Source organism: Pseudomonas sp. 15C (assembly GCF_055484735.1).
Window position 1 is genome coordinate 279,403 of the sequence record NZ_JBUDGD010000002.1, and the last position, 16,458, is coordinate 295,860.

Annotated in this window: 14 protein-coding genes; 4 read left to right on the top strand and 10 right to left on the bottom strand. The window is 63.0% G+C overall.

The genetic code is table 11. From position 1 onward, the window contains the following. Positions 1–66: 66 nt before the first annotated feature. Both ACYYKW_RS02730 and ACYYKW_RS02735 read left to right on the top strand, forming a co-directional pair. A complete protein-coding gene (locus ACYYKW_RS02730; RefSeq protein ID WP_464989349.1) occupies positions 67–1,440 on the top strand; it encodes a DUF2868 domain-containing protein in 1,374 nt (457 codons plus the stop codon). After that, positions 1,433–2,818, top strand: a complete 1,386-nt coding sequence (locus tag ACYYKW_RS02735; protein WP_464989350.1) for a GTPase/DUF3482 domain-containing protein — start codon at positions 1,433–1,435, stop codon at positions 2,816–2,818. Before ACYYKW_RS02730 ends, ACYYKW_RS02735 begins: the two co-directional genes overlap by 8 nt. A gap of 174 nt (positions 2,819–2,992) precedes the next feature. Here ACYYKW_RS02735 and ACYYKW_RS02740 read toward each other — a convergent pair whose 3' ends face one another. The 7 genes from ACYYKW_RS02740 to ACYYKW_RS02770 all read right to left on the bottom strand — a co-directional run bounded on the left by ACYYKW_RS02740 (position 2,993) and on the right by ACYYKW_RS02770 (position 12,106). Continuing rightward, the gene (locus ACYYKW_RS02740; protein WP_464989351.1) at positions 2,993–3,550 is read right to left on the bottom strand and encodes a phosphonate degradation HD-domain oxygenase; all 558 of its coding nucleotides are present in this window, start codon (positions 3,548–3,550) and stop codon (positions 2,993–2,995) included. Beyond that, positions 3,547–4,680 (bottom strand): TIGR03364 family FAD-dependent oxidoreductase, encoded by a 1,134-nt coding sequence (locus ACYYKW_RS02745; protein WP_464989352.1) that lies wholly within the window; start codon positions 4,678–4,680, stop codon positions 3,547–3,549. Before ACYYKW_RS02745 ends, ACYYKW_RS02740 begins: the two co-directional genes overlap by 4 nt. A gap of 143 nt (positions 4,681–4,823) precedes the next feature. Beyond that, positions 4,824–5,849, bottom strand: coding sequence for a putative 2-aminoethylphosphonate ABC transporter substrate-binding protein (locus tag ACYYKW_RS02750; protein ID WP_093097383.1), 1,026 nt, complete (start codon positions 5,847–5,849; stop codon positions 4,824–4,826). Between the two features lie 36 nt (positions 5,850–5,885). Further along, the gene (locus tag ACYYKW_RS02755; RefSeq protein WP_464989353.1) at positions 5,886–7,610 is read right to left on the bottom strand and encodes a putative 2-aminoethylphosphonate ABC transporter permease subunit; all 1,725 of its coding nucleotides are present in this window, start codon (positions 7,608–7,610) and stop codon (positions 5,886–5,888) included. Continuing rightward, positions 7,610–8,686 (bottom strand): putative 2-aminoethylphosphonate ABC transporter ATP-binding protein, encoded by a 1,077-nt coding sequence (locus ACYYKW_RS02760; RefSeq protein ID WP_093097379.1) that lies wholly within the window; start codon positions 8,684–8,686, stop codon positions 7,610–7,612. Before ACYYKW_RS02760 ends, ACYYKW_RS02755 begins: the two co-directional genes overlap by 1 nt. Positions 8,687–8,907: 221 nt before the next feature. After that, on the bottom strand, positions 8,908–9,771 hold the full coding sequence (locus ACYYKW_RS02765) for a LysR family transcriptional regulator (RefSeq protein WP_336356924.1): 864 nt from the start codon (positions 9,769–9,771) through the stop codon (positions 8,908–8,910). A gap of 16 nt (positions 9,772–9,787) precedes the next feature. Continuing rightward, positions 9,788–12,106 carry a heavy metal translocating P-type ATPase gene (locus ACYYKW_RS02770; protein ID WP_464989354.1) on the bottom strand — a complete coding sequence of 773 codons (2,319 nt, stop codon included), beginning with the start codon at positions 12,104–12,106 and terminating at the stop codon, positions 9,788–9,790. 84 nt (positions 12,107–12,190) lie between these two features. Here ACYYKW_RS02770 and cadR point away from each other — a divergent pair, with 84 nt between their 5' ends. Next, positions 12,191–12,640 carry a Cd(II)/Pb(II)-responsive transcriptional regulator gene (gene cadR / locus ACYYKW_RS02775; protein WP_093097372.1) on the top strand — a complete coding sequence of 150 codons (450 nt, stop codon included), beginning with the start codon at positions 12,191–12,193 and terminating at the stop codon, positions 12,638–12,640. 125 nt (positions 12,641–12,765) lie between these two features. Here cadR and ACYYKW_RS02780 read toward each other — a convergent pair whose 3' ends face one another. The 3 genes from ACYYKW_RS02780 to ACYYKW_RS02790 all read right to left on the bottom strand — a co-directional run bounded on the left by ACYYKW_RS02780 (position 12,766) and on the right by ACYYKW_RS02790 (position 15,456). Beyond that, complete coding sequence (locus ACYYKW_RS02780) at positions 12,766–13,737, bottom strand: thymidylate synthase (RefSeq protein ID WP_093097371.1); 972 nt, start codon at positions 13,735–13,737, stop codon at positions 12,766–12,768. 50 nt (positions 13,738–13,787) lie between these two features. Next, positions 13,788–14,603: a prolipoprotein diacylglyceryl transferase gene (gene lgt / locus ACYYKW_RS02785; RefSeq protein WP_090287239.1), complete on the bottom strand. Its 816-nt coding sequence runs from the start codon at positions 14,601–14,603 to the stop codon at positions 13,788–13,790. A 70-nt stretch (positions 14,604–14,673) separates the two neighbouring features. Next, the gene (locus ACYYKW_RS02790; RefSeq protein ID WP_093097369.1) at positions 14,674–15,456 is read right to left on the bottom strand and encodes a sulfite exporter TauE/SafE family protein; all 783 of its coding nucleotides are present in this window, start codon (positions 15,454–15,456) and stop codon (positions 14,674–14,676) included. Positions 15,457–15,588: 132 nt separating this feature from the next. Between ACYYKW_RS02790 and ACYYKW_RS02795 the strand changes: the two genes are divergently transcribed. Further along, positions 15,589–16,335, top strand: coding sequence for an NRDE family protein (locus tag ACYYKW_RS02795; protein ID WP_093097367.1), 747 nt, complete (start codon positions 15,589–15,591; stop codon positions 16,333–16,335). Positions 16,336–16,458 lie beyond the last annotated feature (123 nt).

Sequence of the window (16,458 nt, forward strand, 5' to 3'; positions counted from 1 at the left end):
CCGCGCTTACCCCGATAAGCGCCACAGCGGTTATGCTCAACGCTCATTTAAGCGACGGGACGCCGCGTGACTGAACTGACTCCACTGCAAAACCTCTGGCTTACCGAAACCATCCGCCTGCGCGAAGAATACGCAGGCCCCCTGGATGACCTGGAAGCCAATCGTCTGGCGCGCACCGCTGGCGGCGATCTGCCGAGCCGCATTCAGCGCCGGGCGCGCTGGCTGGCCGACCGCGACGGGCTGACGCCGGCACTCAAGCACTGGCTGCAAGGCGCTCGCCTGGCGTGGGTGCTGCTGAGCATTTTCGCGGTATTGAGCGGTGCCGGGCTGGCCTTCGCCGCGCTGGGGCAAACCCCGGTCAACGTATTCTGGGCCTTGGGCAGCCTGCTCGGTCTGAACCTGATTCTGCTGCTGAGCTGGGCGCTGGGCCTGGTGTTTGCCGGCGAACACGGCGCGACGCTGGGCCGCGTGTGGCTCTGGCTCAGCGAAAAACTCGCCCGTGACGCCAAAGCTGCGCAACTGGCGCCGGCACTGCTGTTGCTGCTGCAACGCCGCAAACTCAATCGCTGGGCACTCGGCACGCTGGTCAATGGTTTGTGGTTGCTGGCCATGCTCAGTGCCTTGGTCGTCCTGCTGATGCTGATGGCCACCCGACGCTACGGCTTCGTCTGGGAAACCACGATTCTCAGCGCAGAAACGTTTATCCACCTGACCCGGACGTTGGGCAGCCTGCCGGCGCTGCTCGGCTTCAATGTGCCGACAGTCGAGATGATTCGCGCCAGCGGCGACGCGGCGCTGGATATCGAAAGTGCCCGGCAGGCCTGGGCGACCTGGCTGGTCGGGGTGCTGGTGGTTTACGGCGTGCTGCCGCGCTTGCTGCTCGCGCTGCTTTGCTGGTGGCGCTGGAACAGCGGCAAAGCCGCGCTGCGTCTGGACCTCAATCTGCCCGGCTACGCGCAATTGCGCGAGCGGTTGATGCCGACCAGCGAACGCCTCGGCGTCAACGACCCTGCGCCTGCGCAACTGCACCGCGTCGACAGCAGCGTCGGCGAACTCGCCAGCGAAGGCGCGCTGCTGGTCGCCATCGAACTTGACGAACAACGCCCATGGCCGCCCGCGTTACCGAAAAGCGTCAGCAACGCCGGCATCCTCGACAGCCGCGAATCGCGGCACAAACTGCTCGAACAACTCAGCCGTTTTCCCCCGGCACGCCTGGCGATTGCCTGTGATCCACGGCGCTCGCCGGATCGCGGCAGCCTCGCGCTGATCGCCGAACTGGCGCGCAATGCCGGCGCCACCCGCGTCTGGCTGCTGCAGGCGCCGCCCGGCGAAGCACTGGATGCCGATCGCTTGGGTGACTGGCATGTCGCCCTGCAACAGCTGGAACTACCTTTCGCCGATTGCGCGCCGCTGAACTGGCTGGAGACGGGCCATGATTGATCTGCGCAAAGCGCCGCTGAAACTCGCGGTGGTCGGCCACACCAACGTCGGCAAGACCTCCCTGCTGCGCACGCTGACCCGCGATGTCGGCTTCGGCGAAGTCTCCCATCGCCCGAGCACCACACGACATGTCGAAGGCGCACGGTTGTCGGTGGACGGCGAGCCGCTGCTCGATCTCTACGACACGCCGGGGCTGGAAGATGCGATCGCCCTGCTGGATTTTCTCGAACGCCTGGAGCGCCCCGGCGAACGCCTCGACGGCCCGGCGCGGTTGGCGCGGTTCCTCGATGGCAGCGAGGCGCGCCAGCGCTTCGAGCAGGAAGCCAAGGTGCTGCGACAACTGCTCGCTTCCGACGCCGGCCTTTACGTGATCGACGCCCGCGAACCGGTATTGGCCAAGTACCGCGACGAACTGGAAGTGCTCGCCAGTTGCGGAAAACCGCTGCTGCCGGTATTGAATTTCGTCAGCAGCGCCAACCATCGCGAACCCGATTGGCGTGAAGCGCTGGCACGCTTGGGTCTGCATGCGCTGGTGCGTTTCGACAGCGTGGCGCCGCCGGAAGATGGCGAGCGGCGCTTGTATGAAAGCCTGGCGCTGCTGCTGGAAACCGCCCGCCCGCAACTCGAGAGATTGATCGCCGATCAACAGGCCCAGCGCGTCGCCCGCCAGCAGAGCGCCGCACGCTTGATTGCCGAGTTATTGATCGACTGCGCCGCCTGCCGACGCAGCGTGGTCAGCGAGGCCGAGCAGGAACAGCAGGCAATCAGCGAACTGCGCAAGGCGGTCCGTCAGCGTGAGCAGAAATGCGTCGAGGCGTTGCTCAAGCTCTACGCATTCCGTCCGCAGGACGCGGCAGCCAGTGATTTGCCGTTGCTCGACGGCCGTTGGGGCGATGACCTGTTCAACCCGGAAACCCTGAAACAGCTCGGCGTACGGGTCGGCGGCGGGATCGCGGCAGGCGCGGCCGCCGGGGCCGGCGTCGATCTGCTGGTCGGCGGCATCACCCTCGGCGCAGCGGCGCTGGCCGGGGCGATCGCCGGCGGCGCACTGCAAACGGCGCGCGGTTATGGCAGCCGTTTGCTCGGCAAGATCAAGGGTCAGCGGGAATTGACCGTGGATGACGGCGTGGTGCGGCTGTTGGCGTTGCGGCAGCGGCAACTGGTACTGGCGCTGGATCAGCGTGGGCATGCGGCGATGGACGCGGTTCAGGTTGCAACACCTGTGGATAAAACCTGGCGCGAAGGCAAGTTGCCGGAAGCCTTGAACAAGGCGCGGGCGCATCCGCAGTGGTCGTCGCTCAATCCGCATCCGAAGCTGAATCAGGCCGAAAGGCAGGAGCAGGTTGAGGCGCTGGTCGGTAAGGTGCTTGAGCTTTAGATCGCTACCCCCTCACCCCAGCCCTCTCCCCCAAGGGGGCGAGGGGGAAAGGGAGCCGATTTTTGTGCTTTTCATAATCTGAGTTCGACTCGATACCTCAGCCCGTTGTATGACCAAAGAACATCTCGGTCAGCCCCCTCTCCCTCCGGGAGAGGGCTGGGGTGAGGGCAGCAATCACATGGCTGCCAACAACGTCACGGCCTTGCGCTTCAAAAACTCAAGATCCACCACAGGCACCGCCACCTCCTTCGCCAATTCATCCCACTGGCGCATCCGCAGGCTGACCGCACACAACGGATCCCGCGCAAACACATCCGCCTCGGCCTCCGTCATCACCCCGCCCTGATACCCCAACGTACGCCGACTCGCTTCACTCAAGCGCTCGAAATACCCCGGTTCACGCAGCGTCAGATAACGCTTGGCCTGAACGTGATACTCCACCAGCCGCGCCAGCCGTTCGCTGAAACCCGCCTCACGCAGATAATCCGCACCCAGCCGCTCATGGCTGACGACGCCATAACCGCCCATGTTCTGCGCACCCTCGGCACACAAATGGCCGATGTCGTGAAAGAACGCCGCGAGCACCACTTCATCATCGCAGCCCTCAGCCATGGCCAGCTCGGCTGCCTGCGACATGTGTTCAAGCTGCGACACTGGTTCGCCGATGTAATCACTGGCGCCGAAACGTTCATACAAGCCGAACACCCGCGCCACAACTTGCTCCGGATTCATGCCTCCTCCAGCCACTGCGCAATGTTGCGCTCGGCCATGGCCGGGCCGACGCTCATGCCGACGCCGGTGTGCATCAGCGCCACGCTCAAGCCCGGTGCCGGGCGCAGCAATGAAAACGGACCCGGCCCGCGAGAACCATAGACGCCCTGCCAGCGCTCGACCACTTGCACCTTGCAACCGAGGGTCTGCTCGGCCAGTTCGAGCATCCAGTTATCCACTTGCTCGGCGTTGAACGGCAACGGATCGCTGCCGTAATGGTGCGAGTCGCCAATGATCAGTTCGCCATACGGCGTCGGGCTGATCAGCAGGTGGATGCCGTTGTCATGCAGGTGCGGTTGCTCGCGCAGGATCTGCGCCTGCACCGCCGCCGCTTCGGGCAGATCGGCGAAGGCGCCGTAGTGCACGCAACTCAGACCGGTAAGCAAGGCGTGTTGCAGGTTCAGTTCCGTGTGCGGTTTGGCGCGGAGCATTTGCAGGCGGCAGATTTGCGGTTCGAGCGCGGCAATCGGCTCGGCGAGCAAGGTCTGATAATCGTGGCCGGAGCAGACGATGATCTGCGGCGCGGTAAAACTGCCGGCGGTACTGTGCAACCGCCCTGGCTCAACGTCGCGTACCAGGGTGGAGAAGTGGAATTCGACACCGAGGTCGCGGCGCAGGTAGTCGATCAGCGCCGGAATCGCTTCGCGTGAGTACAACTGTTGATCATCCCTGCCATGCAGCGCGGCGCGGTGATGGCTGAATTGACCGCCGTACAGATCACGCAATGCGGCACCGCGCAGCAGCTCGACGTTGTAGTCGTGCTCCTGCGCACGACCGGCGCAGAACGCTTCGAGCAGCTGATCTTCGGCTTCGCTGCGGGCAAACAGGTAAGAGCCGTTGCGCTTGATCTGCAAGCCGGCGAGTTGCGCCCAGTCGCCCCAGATCTCGCGACTGGCCTTGGCCAGTTCGAGCATGGTGCCGGGCGGCTGGCCGGTCACGAGCGCCTGGCCGAAGTTGCGCACCGAGGCGCCGAGTGGCGTGGCGGTGCGTTCGAATACGGCGACCTTAAGGCCGCGCTTGGCCGCGGCGTAGGCGTGGGACAGGCCGAGGATGCCGGCGCCGACGATGAGCAGGTCTTTGGGGTGTGTCATTAAGAGGTACTCTGAATGCGCGACCGTAATCGCTGGCAAGCCAGCTCCCACAAGTATCGAGGTGTTCACAAATTACGTGTCCACCGCAAAACCCTGTGGGAGCTGGCTTGCCAGCGATGAGGCCCTGTCAGTCGATAAAGATCTTACTTGGCCGCCACTTTCTCGGACTTGCCGTCATAGCGCTTGCGCCATTCGGTCAGGATCTCGTCGCGATTCTTCGAGGCCCAGGCGAAGTCGTTCTTGATCAGACGCTGCTCGTAATCGGCGGGCAGTTCGGTCTGCGGCTTGGCGATCCCCGGCTGGGCGAGCACGGCGAAGTTCTCTTTATACAAATCCATCGCCTCGGCACTGGCAGAGAAATCGGCGAGTTTCTTCGCCGCCTCTTCGTGCGGCGTGCCTTTGATTACCGCTGTCGCTTCGATCTCCCAGCCCAGGCCTTCCTTCGGCAGGATGATGTCCAGCGGCGCGCCCTGGCGCTTGAGCTGAACGGCCGGGTATTCAAAGGAAATACCAATCGGGAATTCCCCCGCCGCCGCCAGTTTGCACGGCTTGGAACCGGAGTGAACGTACTGGCCGATGTTCTGGTGCAGGCCGTCCATATAGGCCCAGCCCTGCTTCTCGCCGAAGGTCTGCAGCCAAGCGCTGACGTCGAGGAAACCGGTGCCGGACGACGCCGGGTTGGGCATGACGATCTTGCCCTTGTACTCAGGCTTGGTCAGGTCCTGCCAGCTCACTGGCTTGGTCAAACCCTGCTTTTCGGCCTCGACGGTGTTGAAGCAAATGGTCGCCGCCCAGACGTCCATGCCGACCCACGCCGGCGGGTTGGCAGCGTCGCGGTAGTTCGCGCCGATCTTGCCGAGATCCTTCGGCGCGTAGCTTTGCAGCATGCCTTGCTGATCGAGGATCGCCAGGCTGGAAGCGGCCAGGCCCCACACCGCGTCAGCCTGCGGTCGCGCTTTTTCGGCGAGGAGTTTGGCGGTGATGATCCCGGTGGAGTCACGCACCCATTTGATCTCGACGTCGGGGTTGGCTTTCTCGAACGCTTCCTTGTAGGACTTCAGTTGCTCGGCTTCGAGGGCGGTGTACACCGTCAACTCGGTTTTCGCCGCGAAGGCATTCAGGCTGAAAGAGGCGAGCACAGCAGCGGCCAGGGCCATAGGCTTGAACATGATCGTTTTCCTGTGATGAGTTGAACGGGGTTGGAATCAGTGACCGGGCGCGGTTTGCCGCCAGGCCTGGGAACGGCGCAGCAAGCCGCGCGAAGCCCACGCCAGCAGCAAGGACACGCCCGCCGAGGTGAACAGAATCAGGGTCGACATCGCCGCCGCACCGCCGACGTTGCCGGCGTCATCCATGTTCAGCACCGCCACCGCGGCGAGGATGGTGTCGGGGCTGTAGAGGAAGATCGCCGCCGACACCGTGGTCATCGCCGAGACGAACAGGTAGCGCACGATGTCCAGCAGCGCCGGCAGGCAGATCGGCACGGTCACGCGCAAGTAATGCCGATACAGCGGCGCTTTCAGCGACAGCGCCGCCGCTTCGAACTCAGCGTCGAGCTGGCGCAGCGCGGTGGTCGCGGTCATTTGTGCGGTGGTCAGATAGTGCGCAATGGTGCAGACGATCAGCAGCGTCATCGTCCCGTACAGCACGTGCAGCGGGTTGCCGCTGAGGTTGAAGAAGAAAACGTAACCCAGGCCAAGCACCAGTCCCGGCACGGCCATCGGCACGAAGCTGAGCATGCGTAGCGTGAGGTTCAAGCCGCGCTGGGTGCGGGTTTTCTCCATCAGATAAGCGCCGGTGAAGATCAGCACGCTGCCGATAAGCGCCGTACCCAATGCCATTTTCAAACTGTTGCCGTAGGCCAGCCAGCCGCCGCCAGCGGTCTCGTTGAACTGGTAATGGTTGAGCGACAGTGACAGGTTGTATGGCCAAAACTTCACCAGGGACGAGAACACCGCCATGCCGAACACCAGAATCAAAGCGGCGCTGATCAACACGACAATCGCCAGATAGCAGCCGTCGCGCAGGGTCGACGGTGTCGGTTTGAACACCTGCGCGCGACCGCTCATGGAGTCGCCATGCCGACGGCGCAGCCAGGCATCGACCCCGAAACTGAACAGCGCCGGCAGCAGCAACACCATGCCGATCAACGCGCCGCGCCCGAACTGCTGTTGGCCGACCACGGCTTTGTAGGCCTCCAGCGCCAGCACTTGATAGTCGCCACCGACCACCACCGGCACACCGAAATCGGTGATGGTCAGGGTGAACACCAGACAGAACGCGGCGAACACTGCCTGCCGTGTCGCCGGCCAGGTGATGCTGCGAAACGCCTTGGCCGGACTGGCGCCCATGCTCGATGCGGCGTCGAACAGGCGCGCATCGGCCAGCGACAACGCCGACAGCAAAATCATCAGCGCATGCGGGAAAGTGTAAATCACCTCGCCGAGCACGATGCCCCAGAATCCGTAGATGTTGTCCGAGAGCAGCCCGCGCAACATGCCCTGGTTGCCGAACAGATAGACCAACGCGATCCCCGGCAGCATCGACGGCGCCATCAGCGGCAGCAACGAGATCCCCCGCCAGATGCCTTTGCCTGGAATCAGCGTGCGTTGCAGGGCGTAGGCAAACAGGTAGGCCAGCGGTACGACGATGGCCGCGACGCTCAGGGAAACCTTCAGGCTGTTGCCGAGCAGCCAGTGGAAATTCGCGCTGCTCAGCAGTTCCTGCGCCGCAACCCAGCCACCGCCCTGCCCGGCCTCGCTGCTGAAGCCGCGCCAGAAGATCGCCAGCAATGGCAGCAGGACCGCGACGCCAAGCAACAGCAGCAAGAGGACCTTGCCGCCGAGCACAAAGATCCGATCGCCGATTTCGGCACGGGAAGTCTGCCGTACCTGCTTGGTCGGCAAGGGCAAGGCAATCCCGGCGCTCATCAGGCAAACACCTGCAGGCTGCGCGGCGGCAAGGCGACCATGATTTGCTGCGCACCCAGACGCGGCATCGCTTCCGGTGCCAGTTCGGCGAGCAGCGCATGGCCGGGCAATTGATCGAGTTCGAAGCTCATGCGGCAGCGGTTGCCGAGAAAGGTGATCTCGCGGACCTTGGCCGGGAACAGGTTTTCTTCGTGCACCGGCGGGTTGACGTTGATCGCTTCCGGGCGGCAGAACAATCGACCCGAGGCGCTCTGCACGCTGCCATCGGCCAGGCGCAGATTCATCCCGCCAACCTGGGCGTGGCTGTCGCTGCTGCGCTGGAACGGCAGCCAGTTACCCTGACCGACGAACTCGGCCACGAACGGCGTGGCCGGACGGTTGTAGATTTCCTGCGGGGTGGCGTATTGCTCGACGCGGCCGTTGTTCATCACCGCGATGCGGTCGGCCATCAGCATGGCTTCGTCCTGGTTGTGCGTGACCATCAGGGTGGTGATGCCGAGGTTGCGCTGCAGCTGGCGCAGCTCGGTGCACAGATGCTCACGAACGCGAGCGTCGAGGGCCGACATCGGCTCATCGAGCAACAGCAGTGACGGTGCCGGCGCCAGCGCGCGGGCCAGCGCAACACGCTGTTGCTGGCCGCCGGACAACTGGCCGGGGTACTTTTTCTCGCTGCCGGTGAGGCCGACCAGTTCGAGCATCTGCCCGACACGGCGACGCACTTCATCGCGACCGCTGCCAGCGAGGCCGTAGGCAATGTTCGCTTCGACGGTCAGATTGGGGAACAGCGCGTAGGACTGGAACAGAATCCCGTAGTCACGCGCTTGCGGGGCGAGGTGCGAGACGTCGCGATCGCCCAGATACAACTCGCCGCTGTCCTGTTTTTCCAGCCCGGCGATGCAGCGCAGCAGCGTGGTCTTGCCACAACCCGACGGGCCGAGCAGACAGACCAGTTCACCGGCGGCGACATCGAGCGAGACGTTATCCAGCGCGGTGAACGCGCCGAAGCGCTTCTGTACGCTCCGCACTTTCATCGGCGCACCGGGGTTGGTCAGGGCAGTTGCGATGGCAGGGTTCATGGGCAGACCTCATCAAACGGATGAGGCCAATCCTAGGGTTGTAATGCGTCCGTCATGTGGCAGTGAGGCAAAAACCGCCGATAGTGACATTCGGGGATTTTGGTTCACTGCCGATCGTTCCCACGCTCCGCGTGGGAATGCCTCAACGGACGCTCCGCGTTCGGCCTTTGGGACGCAGAGCGTCCCGGGCTGCATTCCCACGCGGAGCGTGGGAACGATCATTACGCGGGGGACATCTCTTGGGCCAAGCCGAGAAACGCCGCCGGCAACCGCGCGCCCTTCCTCTCTTTGAGGCAATACAGATACTCGGGAATCTGCGGCGCATTCTCGATCGTCAGCACACGCAGCTGCGGATCATGCGGCACCTCCTGGCGGGCGATGATGCTGATGCCGATGTTGCGCAGCACCGCCTCGCGGATCGACTCGCGGCTGCCGATCTCCAGCAGCGGCCCGAAACTCACGCCGGCGCTGGCCAGCAATTCTTCGGTCAGGCGCCGCGTGGTCGAGCCGGATTCCCGCATCAACAAGGTGTGACCGGCCAGCGCCGCCAACGCCACATGCGTCTGCGTCGCCAGCGGATGGTTGCGATGCACGGCCAGCACCAGCGGATCAGTGCCGAGCACCCGGCGAATCAGCCGCGCATCATCCAGCAACTGCGATGACGCGGCGATGTCCACCCGGTAATCCTCCAGCGCTTCGAGGACCTGCTGCGAGTTGCCGATTTCCACCGACACTTCCACCTGCGGCAAGCGTTCGCGAAAGGTCTTCACCAGATCGAGGATGTAATAAGGTGCCGTCGCGGCGATGCGCAAGGTGCCTTGCACCTGACCGCTGTTGCGCAGAAAGAACTCGATGTCGGCCTCTTGCTGCAACAGCGTCTTGACCATTGGCAGCAAACGCGCGCCTTCGTCGCTGACGCTGAGACGGCGGCCGCCGCGGTAGAACAGCTCCACCGAATACTGGCTTTCCAGATTGCGGATCTGCGTGGTCACGGTCGGTTGGCTGAGGCCGAGTTTCTTCGCCGCCAGCGTGATGCTGCCCAGGCGGGCGACCATGTAAAACGCTTTCAGCTCGGCACTCAGCACAACCCACCCTCGTCACTTACTTGCGCAGCAGGCGCAAACCGTTGAACACCACCAACAGACTCACGCCCATGTCGGCAAACACCGCCATCCACATGGTGGCGAGCCCGGCGAAGGTTACCCCAAGAAAGATAGCCTTGATCACCAAGGCCAACGCGATGTTTTGTTTCAGAATGCTGGCGGTGTTGCGCGACAGGCTGATGAACGCCGGGATCTTGCGCAGATCGTCGTCCATCAACGCGACATCGGCGGTTTCGATCGCAGTATCAGTACCGGCAGCGGCCATAGCGAAACCGATCTCGGCGCGGGCCAGTGCCGGCGCGTCATTGATGCCGTCGCCGACCATGCCGACCCGGTGGCCCTTTTTGTACAGAGCTTCGATGGCTTGCAGTTTGTCGGTCGGCAGCAGATCGCCTCGGGCTTCGTCGATGCCGACCTGCGCGGCAATCGCCTCGGCCGTGTGTGCATTGTCACCGGTGAGCATCAGGGTTTTCACCCCGAGTTCATGCAACTGACGAATCGCCTCCCGGCTGCTTTCCTTGACCGTGTCAGCCACTGCGAACAGCGCCAGCGGGCCAGAGCTGTCGAGCAGCAGCACCACGGACTTGCCCTGTTTCTCCAGTGCAAACAGCTTCTCTTCCAGTTGCGGCGAGCACAGGCCCAGCTCTTCAACCAGACGATGGTTGCCCAAGTGGTAGGTCTGTCCATTGATCTGGCCTTTGACGCCGCGCCCGCCGAGCGCTTCGAAGTTATCCACAATCGGCGCGGCGGAGTTTTTATCCACAGCGGCATTGGCGATGGCCAGCGATACCGGGTGATCGGAGCGCCCGGCCAAGGCGGCGGCGATGGCCGGCGCGGTGCTCTCGGCGGTTGCTTCCAGGCACAGGTAATCGGTCTGCACCGGTTTGCCGTGGGTGATCGTTCCGGTTTTATCCAGCGCCAGATAATCGAGCTTGAAACCGCCCTCCAGGTACACGCCGCCCTTGACCAGAATGCCCTTGCGCGCCGCTGCGGCGAGGCCGCTGACAATGGTCACCGGGGTGGAAATCACCAGCGCACACGGGCACGCGACGACCAGCAGCACCAGGGCGCGATAGATCCAGTCGAACCACACGGCGCCCATGAACAGCGGCGGGATAATCGCCACAGCCAGGGCAAACACGAACACCGCCGGGGTATAGATTTTCGAGAACTGGTCGACGAAACGCTGTGTCGGTGCACGCGCACCCTGAGCCTGTTCGACGGCGTGGATGATCCGCGCCAGGGTCGAGTTGTTCGCCGCTGCGCTGACCGTGTATTCCAGCGAACCGGCCTGGTTGATGGTGCCGGCGAAGACTTTATCGCCAATGGTCTTTTCCACCGGCAGGCTTTCACCGGTGATCGGTGCCTGATCAATCGTCGAGCTGCCGCTGACCACCTCACCGTCCAGCGCGATGCGCTCGCCCGGTTTCACCCGCACGCGGGCGCCCAGTCCGGCGCTTTTCACCTCTTGTTCAGCCCAGCTTCCGTCCGCCTGCAAGACCGTCGCTTGTTCCGGGGTCATCTGCATCAAGCCACTGATCGCATTGCGCGCCCGGTCCAGCGAACGTGCTTCGATCAGTTCGGCAACGGTGAAGAGGAACATCACCATCGCCGCTTCCGGCCATTGGCCGATGAGGATCGCGCCGGTCACGGCGATGCTCATCAGCGCATTGATGTTGAGGTTAAGGTTCTTCAGGGCGATCCAGCCCTTTTTATAGGTGCCGAGGCCACCGCTGAGGATTGAGACCAGTGCAATGATCGCCACTACCCAGGTCGGCGCAGCGTTGCTGAAGTGGATGACTTCGGCGGCCAGCGCCGCGACACCGGACAGCGCCAGCGGCCACCAGTGTTTTTTCACCGGCGCCGGGGCCGGCGCTTCGACGCCCGCCTCCAGCGGCTCGGCGTGCATGCCAATCGACTTGATCGCGTCCACGATCGGCGCCGTGTCCGCCAGGTTGTGGGTGACGCCGAGCACGCGGTTGATCAGGTTGAATTCCAACTGCTGGATGCCCGCCAGTTTGCCCAGCTTGTTCTGGATCAGCGTCTGCTCGGTCGGGCAGTCCATCGCCTCGATGCGGAAGCTGCTCAGGCGCGCGTCGGCGCTGGTCGCTTCGCTCAGTTGCACCAAGGCAGGCGCAGCGGCTTTCGACGAGCAGCAGGCATCTTCGTGCGAATGAACCGGGGCCGGCGCAGCTTTCGACCCGCAGCAGGCATCGCCGCCATGCGCATGTTGATGCACAGGCTGCAATTTATGGCTGTGATCGTGCCCGTCGCCCGGCTTGTGGGTGTGAGGGTGGGTGTGCTGGGAATCGCTCATTGGTCGCGTCCATGAAGGTGCCTGTTGCCAAGTAAAGACCCTGTAGCCACTATAGGGTCAAGCACCCTTTTGGAGATGGCTGTCATGAAGATCGGCGAACTGGCGAAACTCACCGACTGCGCGGTGGAAACCATCCGCTACTACGAACGCGAAAACCTGCTGCCGGAACCGGCCCGCAGCGACGGCAACTACCGCGTCTACACCCAGGCCCACGCCGAACGCCTGACCTTCATCCGCAACTGCCGCACCCTCGACATGACCCTCGAAGAAATCCGCAGCCTGCTCGCCCTGCGCGACAGCCCGCAGGATCAGTGCGAAAGCGTCAATGCGCTGATCGATGAGCACATTCAGCATGTGAAAGCGCGGATTGATGGGTTGATGGCGTTGCAGACGCAACTGCTCGACCTGCGCCAACGCTGTGGCGAAGGACCAGAGGCGGATCAATGCGGGATCTTGCAGCGGCTGGAGGTGAGTGGCGGGGTTGTTGCGACCGAGGTCGAACACTCCCACGTGGGCCGTAGCCACGGCCATTGAGCCTATGCAAATCGAAATGTAGGAGTGAGCCTGCTCGCGATAGCGGTGGTTCAGTCACATCGCTATTGGATGTGCTGACGTCATCGCGAGCAGGCTCACTCCTACAAGTGGTATTGCGTGGTTGCTTAGACCGCCATCGGCGCGGTCATTGGCGCATGGTGCTCGTAGCCCTCCAGCGAGAAATCGCTCGGCTCGACCAGCTCCAGCCACTCCGGCTGGTACACGCCAGTCTTGGCAAACTCCGGCACGCGGTCGGAGATTTTCAGTTTCGGCATGGCGAACGGCTCGCGCTTGAGCTGTTCGTTGAGCATGTCCAGATGGTTCTCGTAGACGTGCGCATCACCGATGAAATAGGTGAACCAGCGCGGCGTGTAGCCGGTCAGGCGACCGATCAGGCTCAGCAGCGCGGCGCCTTCGGTGAGGTTGAACGGCGTGCCCAGGCCCAGGTCATTCGAACGGATGTACAGCGTCAGAGAAATCTCTTTGGTCTCGACATTCGGGTGGAACTGGTACAGCAGATGGCATGGCGGCAGGGCCATTTCATCGAGCTGAGCGACGTTCCAGCCGTGGAACAGAATGCGACGGCTGCCCGGATCCTTGATGATCGTGTCGACGCACTGGCGCACCTGGTCGATGGCTTTGTACAGCACCACGTAGGCCTGGCCGTCTTCTTCGCCTTGGGCGATCTGCTTGTAGCCGTTGTTCAGGGTTTGTTCGATGGCTGCGGTGTTGCTCAGCGGGATCTGCTTGTACGCCGGCCACTTGCGCCATTGCACGCCATAGATCTCACCGAGGTCGTCGTCGCCCTGACGGAACGGGTTGGCCAGCCACTGCGCGTTTTCGTTGGCATTCTGGTCCCAGACCTTGCAGCCCAGCGCACGAAACTCGGCAGCGTTGTTCACACCACGGAGGAAGCCGCACATCTCGCCGATCGCCGATTTGAAGGCCATTTTGCGCGTGGTGATCGCCGGGAAGCCTTCCTGCAGATCGAAACGCAGCATCGCCCCCGGAAAACTGATGGTGTTGATGCCGGTGCGGTTGGCCTGTTTGGTGCCGTTCTGGATGACGTGCGAGACCAGTTCGAGATATTGCTTCATGAGTTACCTGTGTCCTTTGAGCCCCGGCGTCGCGCGCCGGGGTTCGTAGTTTAAGCCGTCGGGGCGAGCGGCGCTGCCGGGGCGCGACGATAGGCCAGCCAGATCAGGAACAGCCCGCCGACGATCATCGGCACGCACAGCACCTGGCCCATGGTCAGCCAGTTCCAGGCCAGATAGCCCAGCTGGGCATCCGGTACGCGAACGAACTCGACGATGAAACGGAAGATCCCATAGAACAGCGCGAACATCCCCGACACCGCCATGGTTGGCCGCGGTTTGCGCGAGAACAGCCACAGAATCAGGAACAGTGCGACGCCTTCGAGGGCGAACTGATACAGCTGCGATGGGTGACGCGGCAGTTGCGCCGGGTCGCTGAACGGCGGGAACACCATCGCCCATGGCACGTCGGTGGCCTTACCCCACAGCTCGGCGTTGATGAAGTTGCCGATACGCCCGGCACCCAGACCGATCGGCACCATCGGCGCGACGAAGTCCATCAACTGGAAAAACGACTTGCCGTTACGCTTGCCGAACCACAGGGCCGCAAGCATTACGCCGATGAAGCCGCCGTGGAACGACATGCCGCCCTTCCAGACTTCGAAAATCAGCGTCGGGTTGGCCAGATAAGCGCTCAAGTCGTAGAACAGCACATAACCCAACCGCCCGCCGACAATCACGCCCATCGATAGCCAGAACACCAGATCGGAAAGTTTTTCCTTGGTCCAGGTCGGGTCGAAACGGTTGAGCCGGCGCGACGCCAGCAGCCACGCACCGCCGATGCCGATCAGGTACATCAGCCCGTACCAGTGGATTTTCAGCGGACCGATGGCCAGGGCCACCGGGTCGATCTGCGGGTAAGGCAGCATTGCGACTCCTCGTAAGAGTGAAACCAGAATTCCCGGGCGACGCTGCCACCACAGGATTAAGCCAGGATTTTTACAGCAGGAAGCTCAACCCGACGCTGAACAGCAAAGCGGCGAACAGCCGTTTCAGCAAGCGCGGCGACAACCTGTGCGCCAGACGCGCGCCGAGACGGGCGAAGACCATGCTGGTCAGGGCAATGCCCAACAACGCCGGCAAATACACAAAACCGAGACTATGCGGTGGCAACAATGGATCGTGCCACCCCAGAATCATGAAACTTGCCGCACTGGCCAAAGCGATCGGCAGACCACACGCCGATGACGTCGCCACGGCCTGCTGCATCGGCACGCTGCGCCAGGTCAGAAACGGCACGGTCAGCGAGCCGCCACCAATACCGAAAATCGCCGAGGCCCAGCCAATCACCGTACCCGCCGCAGTCAGACCGAATTTACCCGGCACCGTTCGGCTGGCCTTGGGTTTGACGTCCAGCGCCAGTTGCACGGAGACCAGCAGGGCGAACACTCCAATGATCTTCTGCAGGTTCGGCCCGGAAATCGCCTCGGCCGTCAGCGCACCGAAACCGGCGCCGAGCAGAATGCCGACGGTCATCCACATGAATATCGGCCAGCGCACCGCACCCCGGCGGTGATGCTCACGCACGGCATTGACCGAGGTGAAGATGATCGTCGCCAGCGACGTGCCGACCGCCAGATGGGTGAGAATCGACTGATCGAAACCCTGCAGGGTGAAACTGAACACCAGCACCGGGACGATAATGATCCCGCCGCCGACACCAAACAGCCCGGCCAGCACGCCCGCACAGGCGCCCAGCGCCAGATAGAGCAGAAATTCCACGAGCGTCTCCCCGGACCGCATCCGCAAAACAGGAGCGGCATGGTAACGGATGCACACCCTTTGGCTCCACTGGCGATGGATGCACGGAGGCCGGATGCGTAGAGTGAGCAAAAATCACACAAGGACCACCTTATGTGTCTGATCGTATTTGCCTGGCGCCCGGGCCATGCCCAGCCGCTGATCGTCGCGGCCAACCGAGACGAGTTCTATGCCCGGCCGAGCCTGCCATTGGCGTCGTGGCCCGAGTCGCCAGAGGTCCACGCCGGCCGTGACCTGGAAGCCGGCGGCACCTGGCTGGGGATTGGCGCCAATGGGCGCTTTGCCGCGCTGACCAACATTCGCGACCCGCAACAGCCGCCGGCGCTGAAGTCGCGCGGGGAACTGGTGGCGCGGTTTCTCAGCGGCAATGCGTCGATTGATGATTATTTGAGCGATGTGGTTGGCCGCGCCGGGGAATATGCCGGGTTTAACTTGCTGCTCGGCAATAGTCACGAGCTGTGGCATTTCAATGCGCGGGCGTCCGAGCCGGTGATGCTCGCACCAGGGGTTTATGGCTTGTCCAACGCCGGGCTCGATACGCCGTGGCCGAAGCTGCTCAAGGCCAAAGCGGCACTGAACGCGGTGCTGGACGATCCGCAGCCCGAGCGGTTGCTGGAATTACTGAGTGATGCGCAGACGCCGCCCGAAGCCGAGTTGCCGGATACCGGGGTGGGGATGGCGACTGAAGCGCTGTTGTCGAGCGTGTTTATTGCCAGCCAGAGTTACGGGACGCGGGCGAGTACGGCGCTGGTGGTGCAGGCGGATGGGACGCGGCGGATGGTTGAGCGCAGTTTTGGGCCGTATGGGGGACATTTGGGCGAAGTTGAGATTTGCGTTTAGTTCAAAAGCTTACCCTCACCCCCCGCCCTCTCCCTGTATGTACCGGACACATGGTAGACACATGTTCGGAGACATGGTGGACACTTTTAAATAGACACATTGCTCATCGCGAAGGAGATGGCC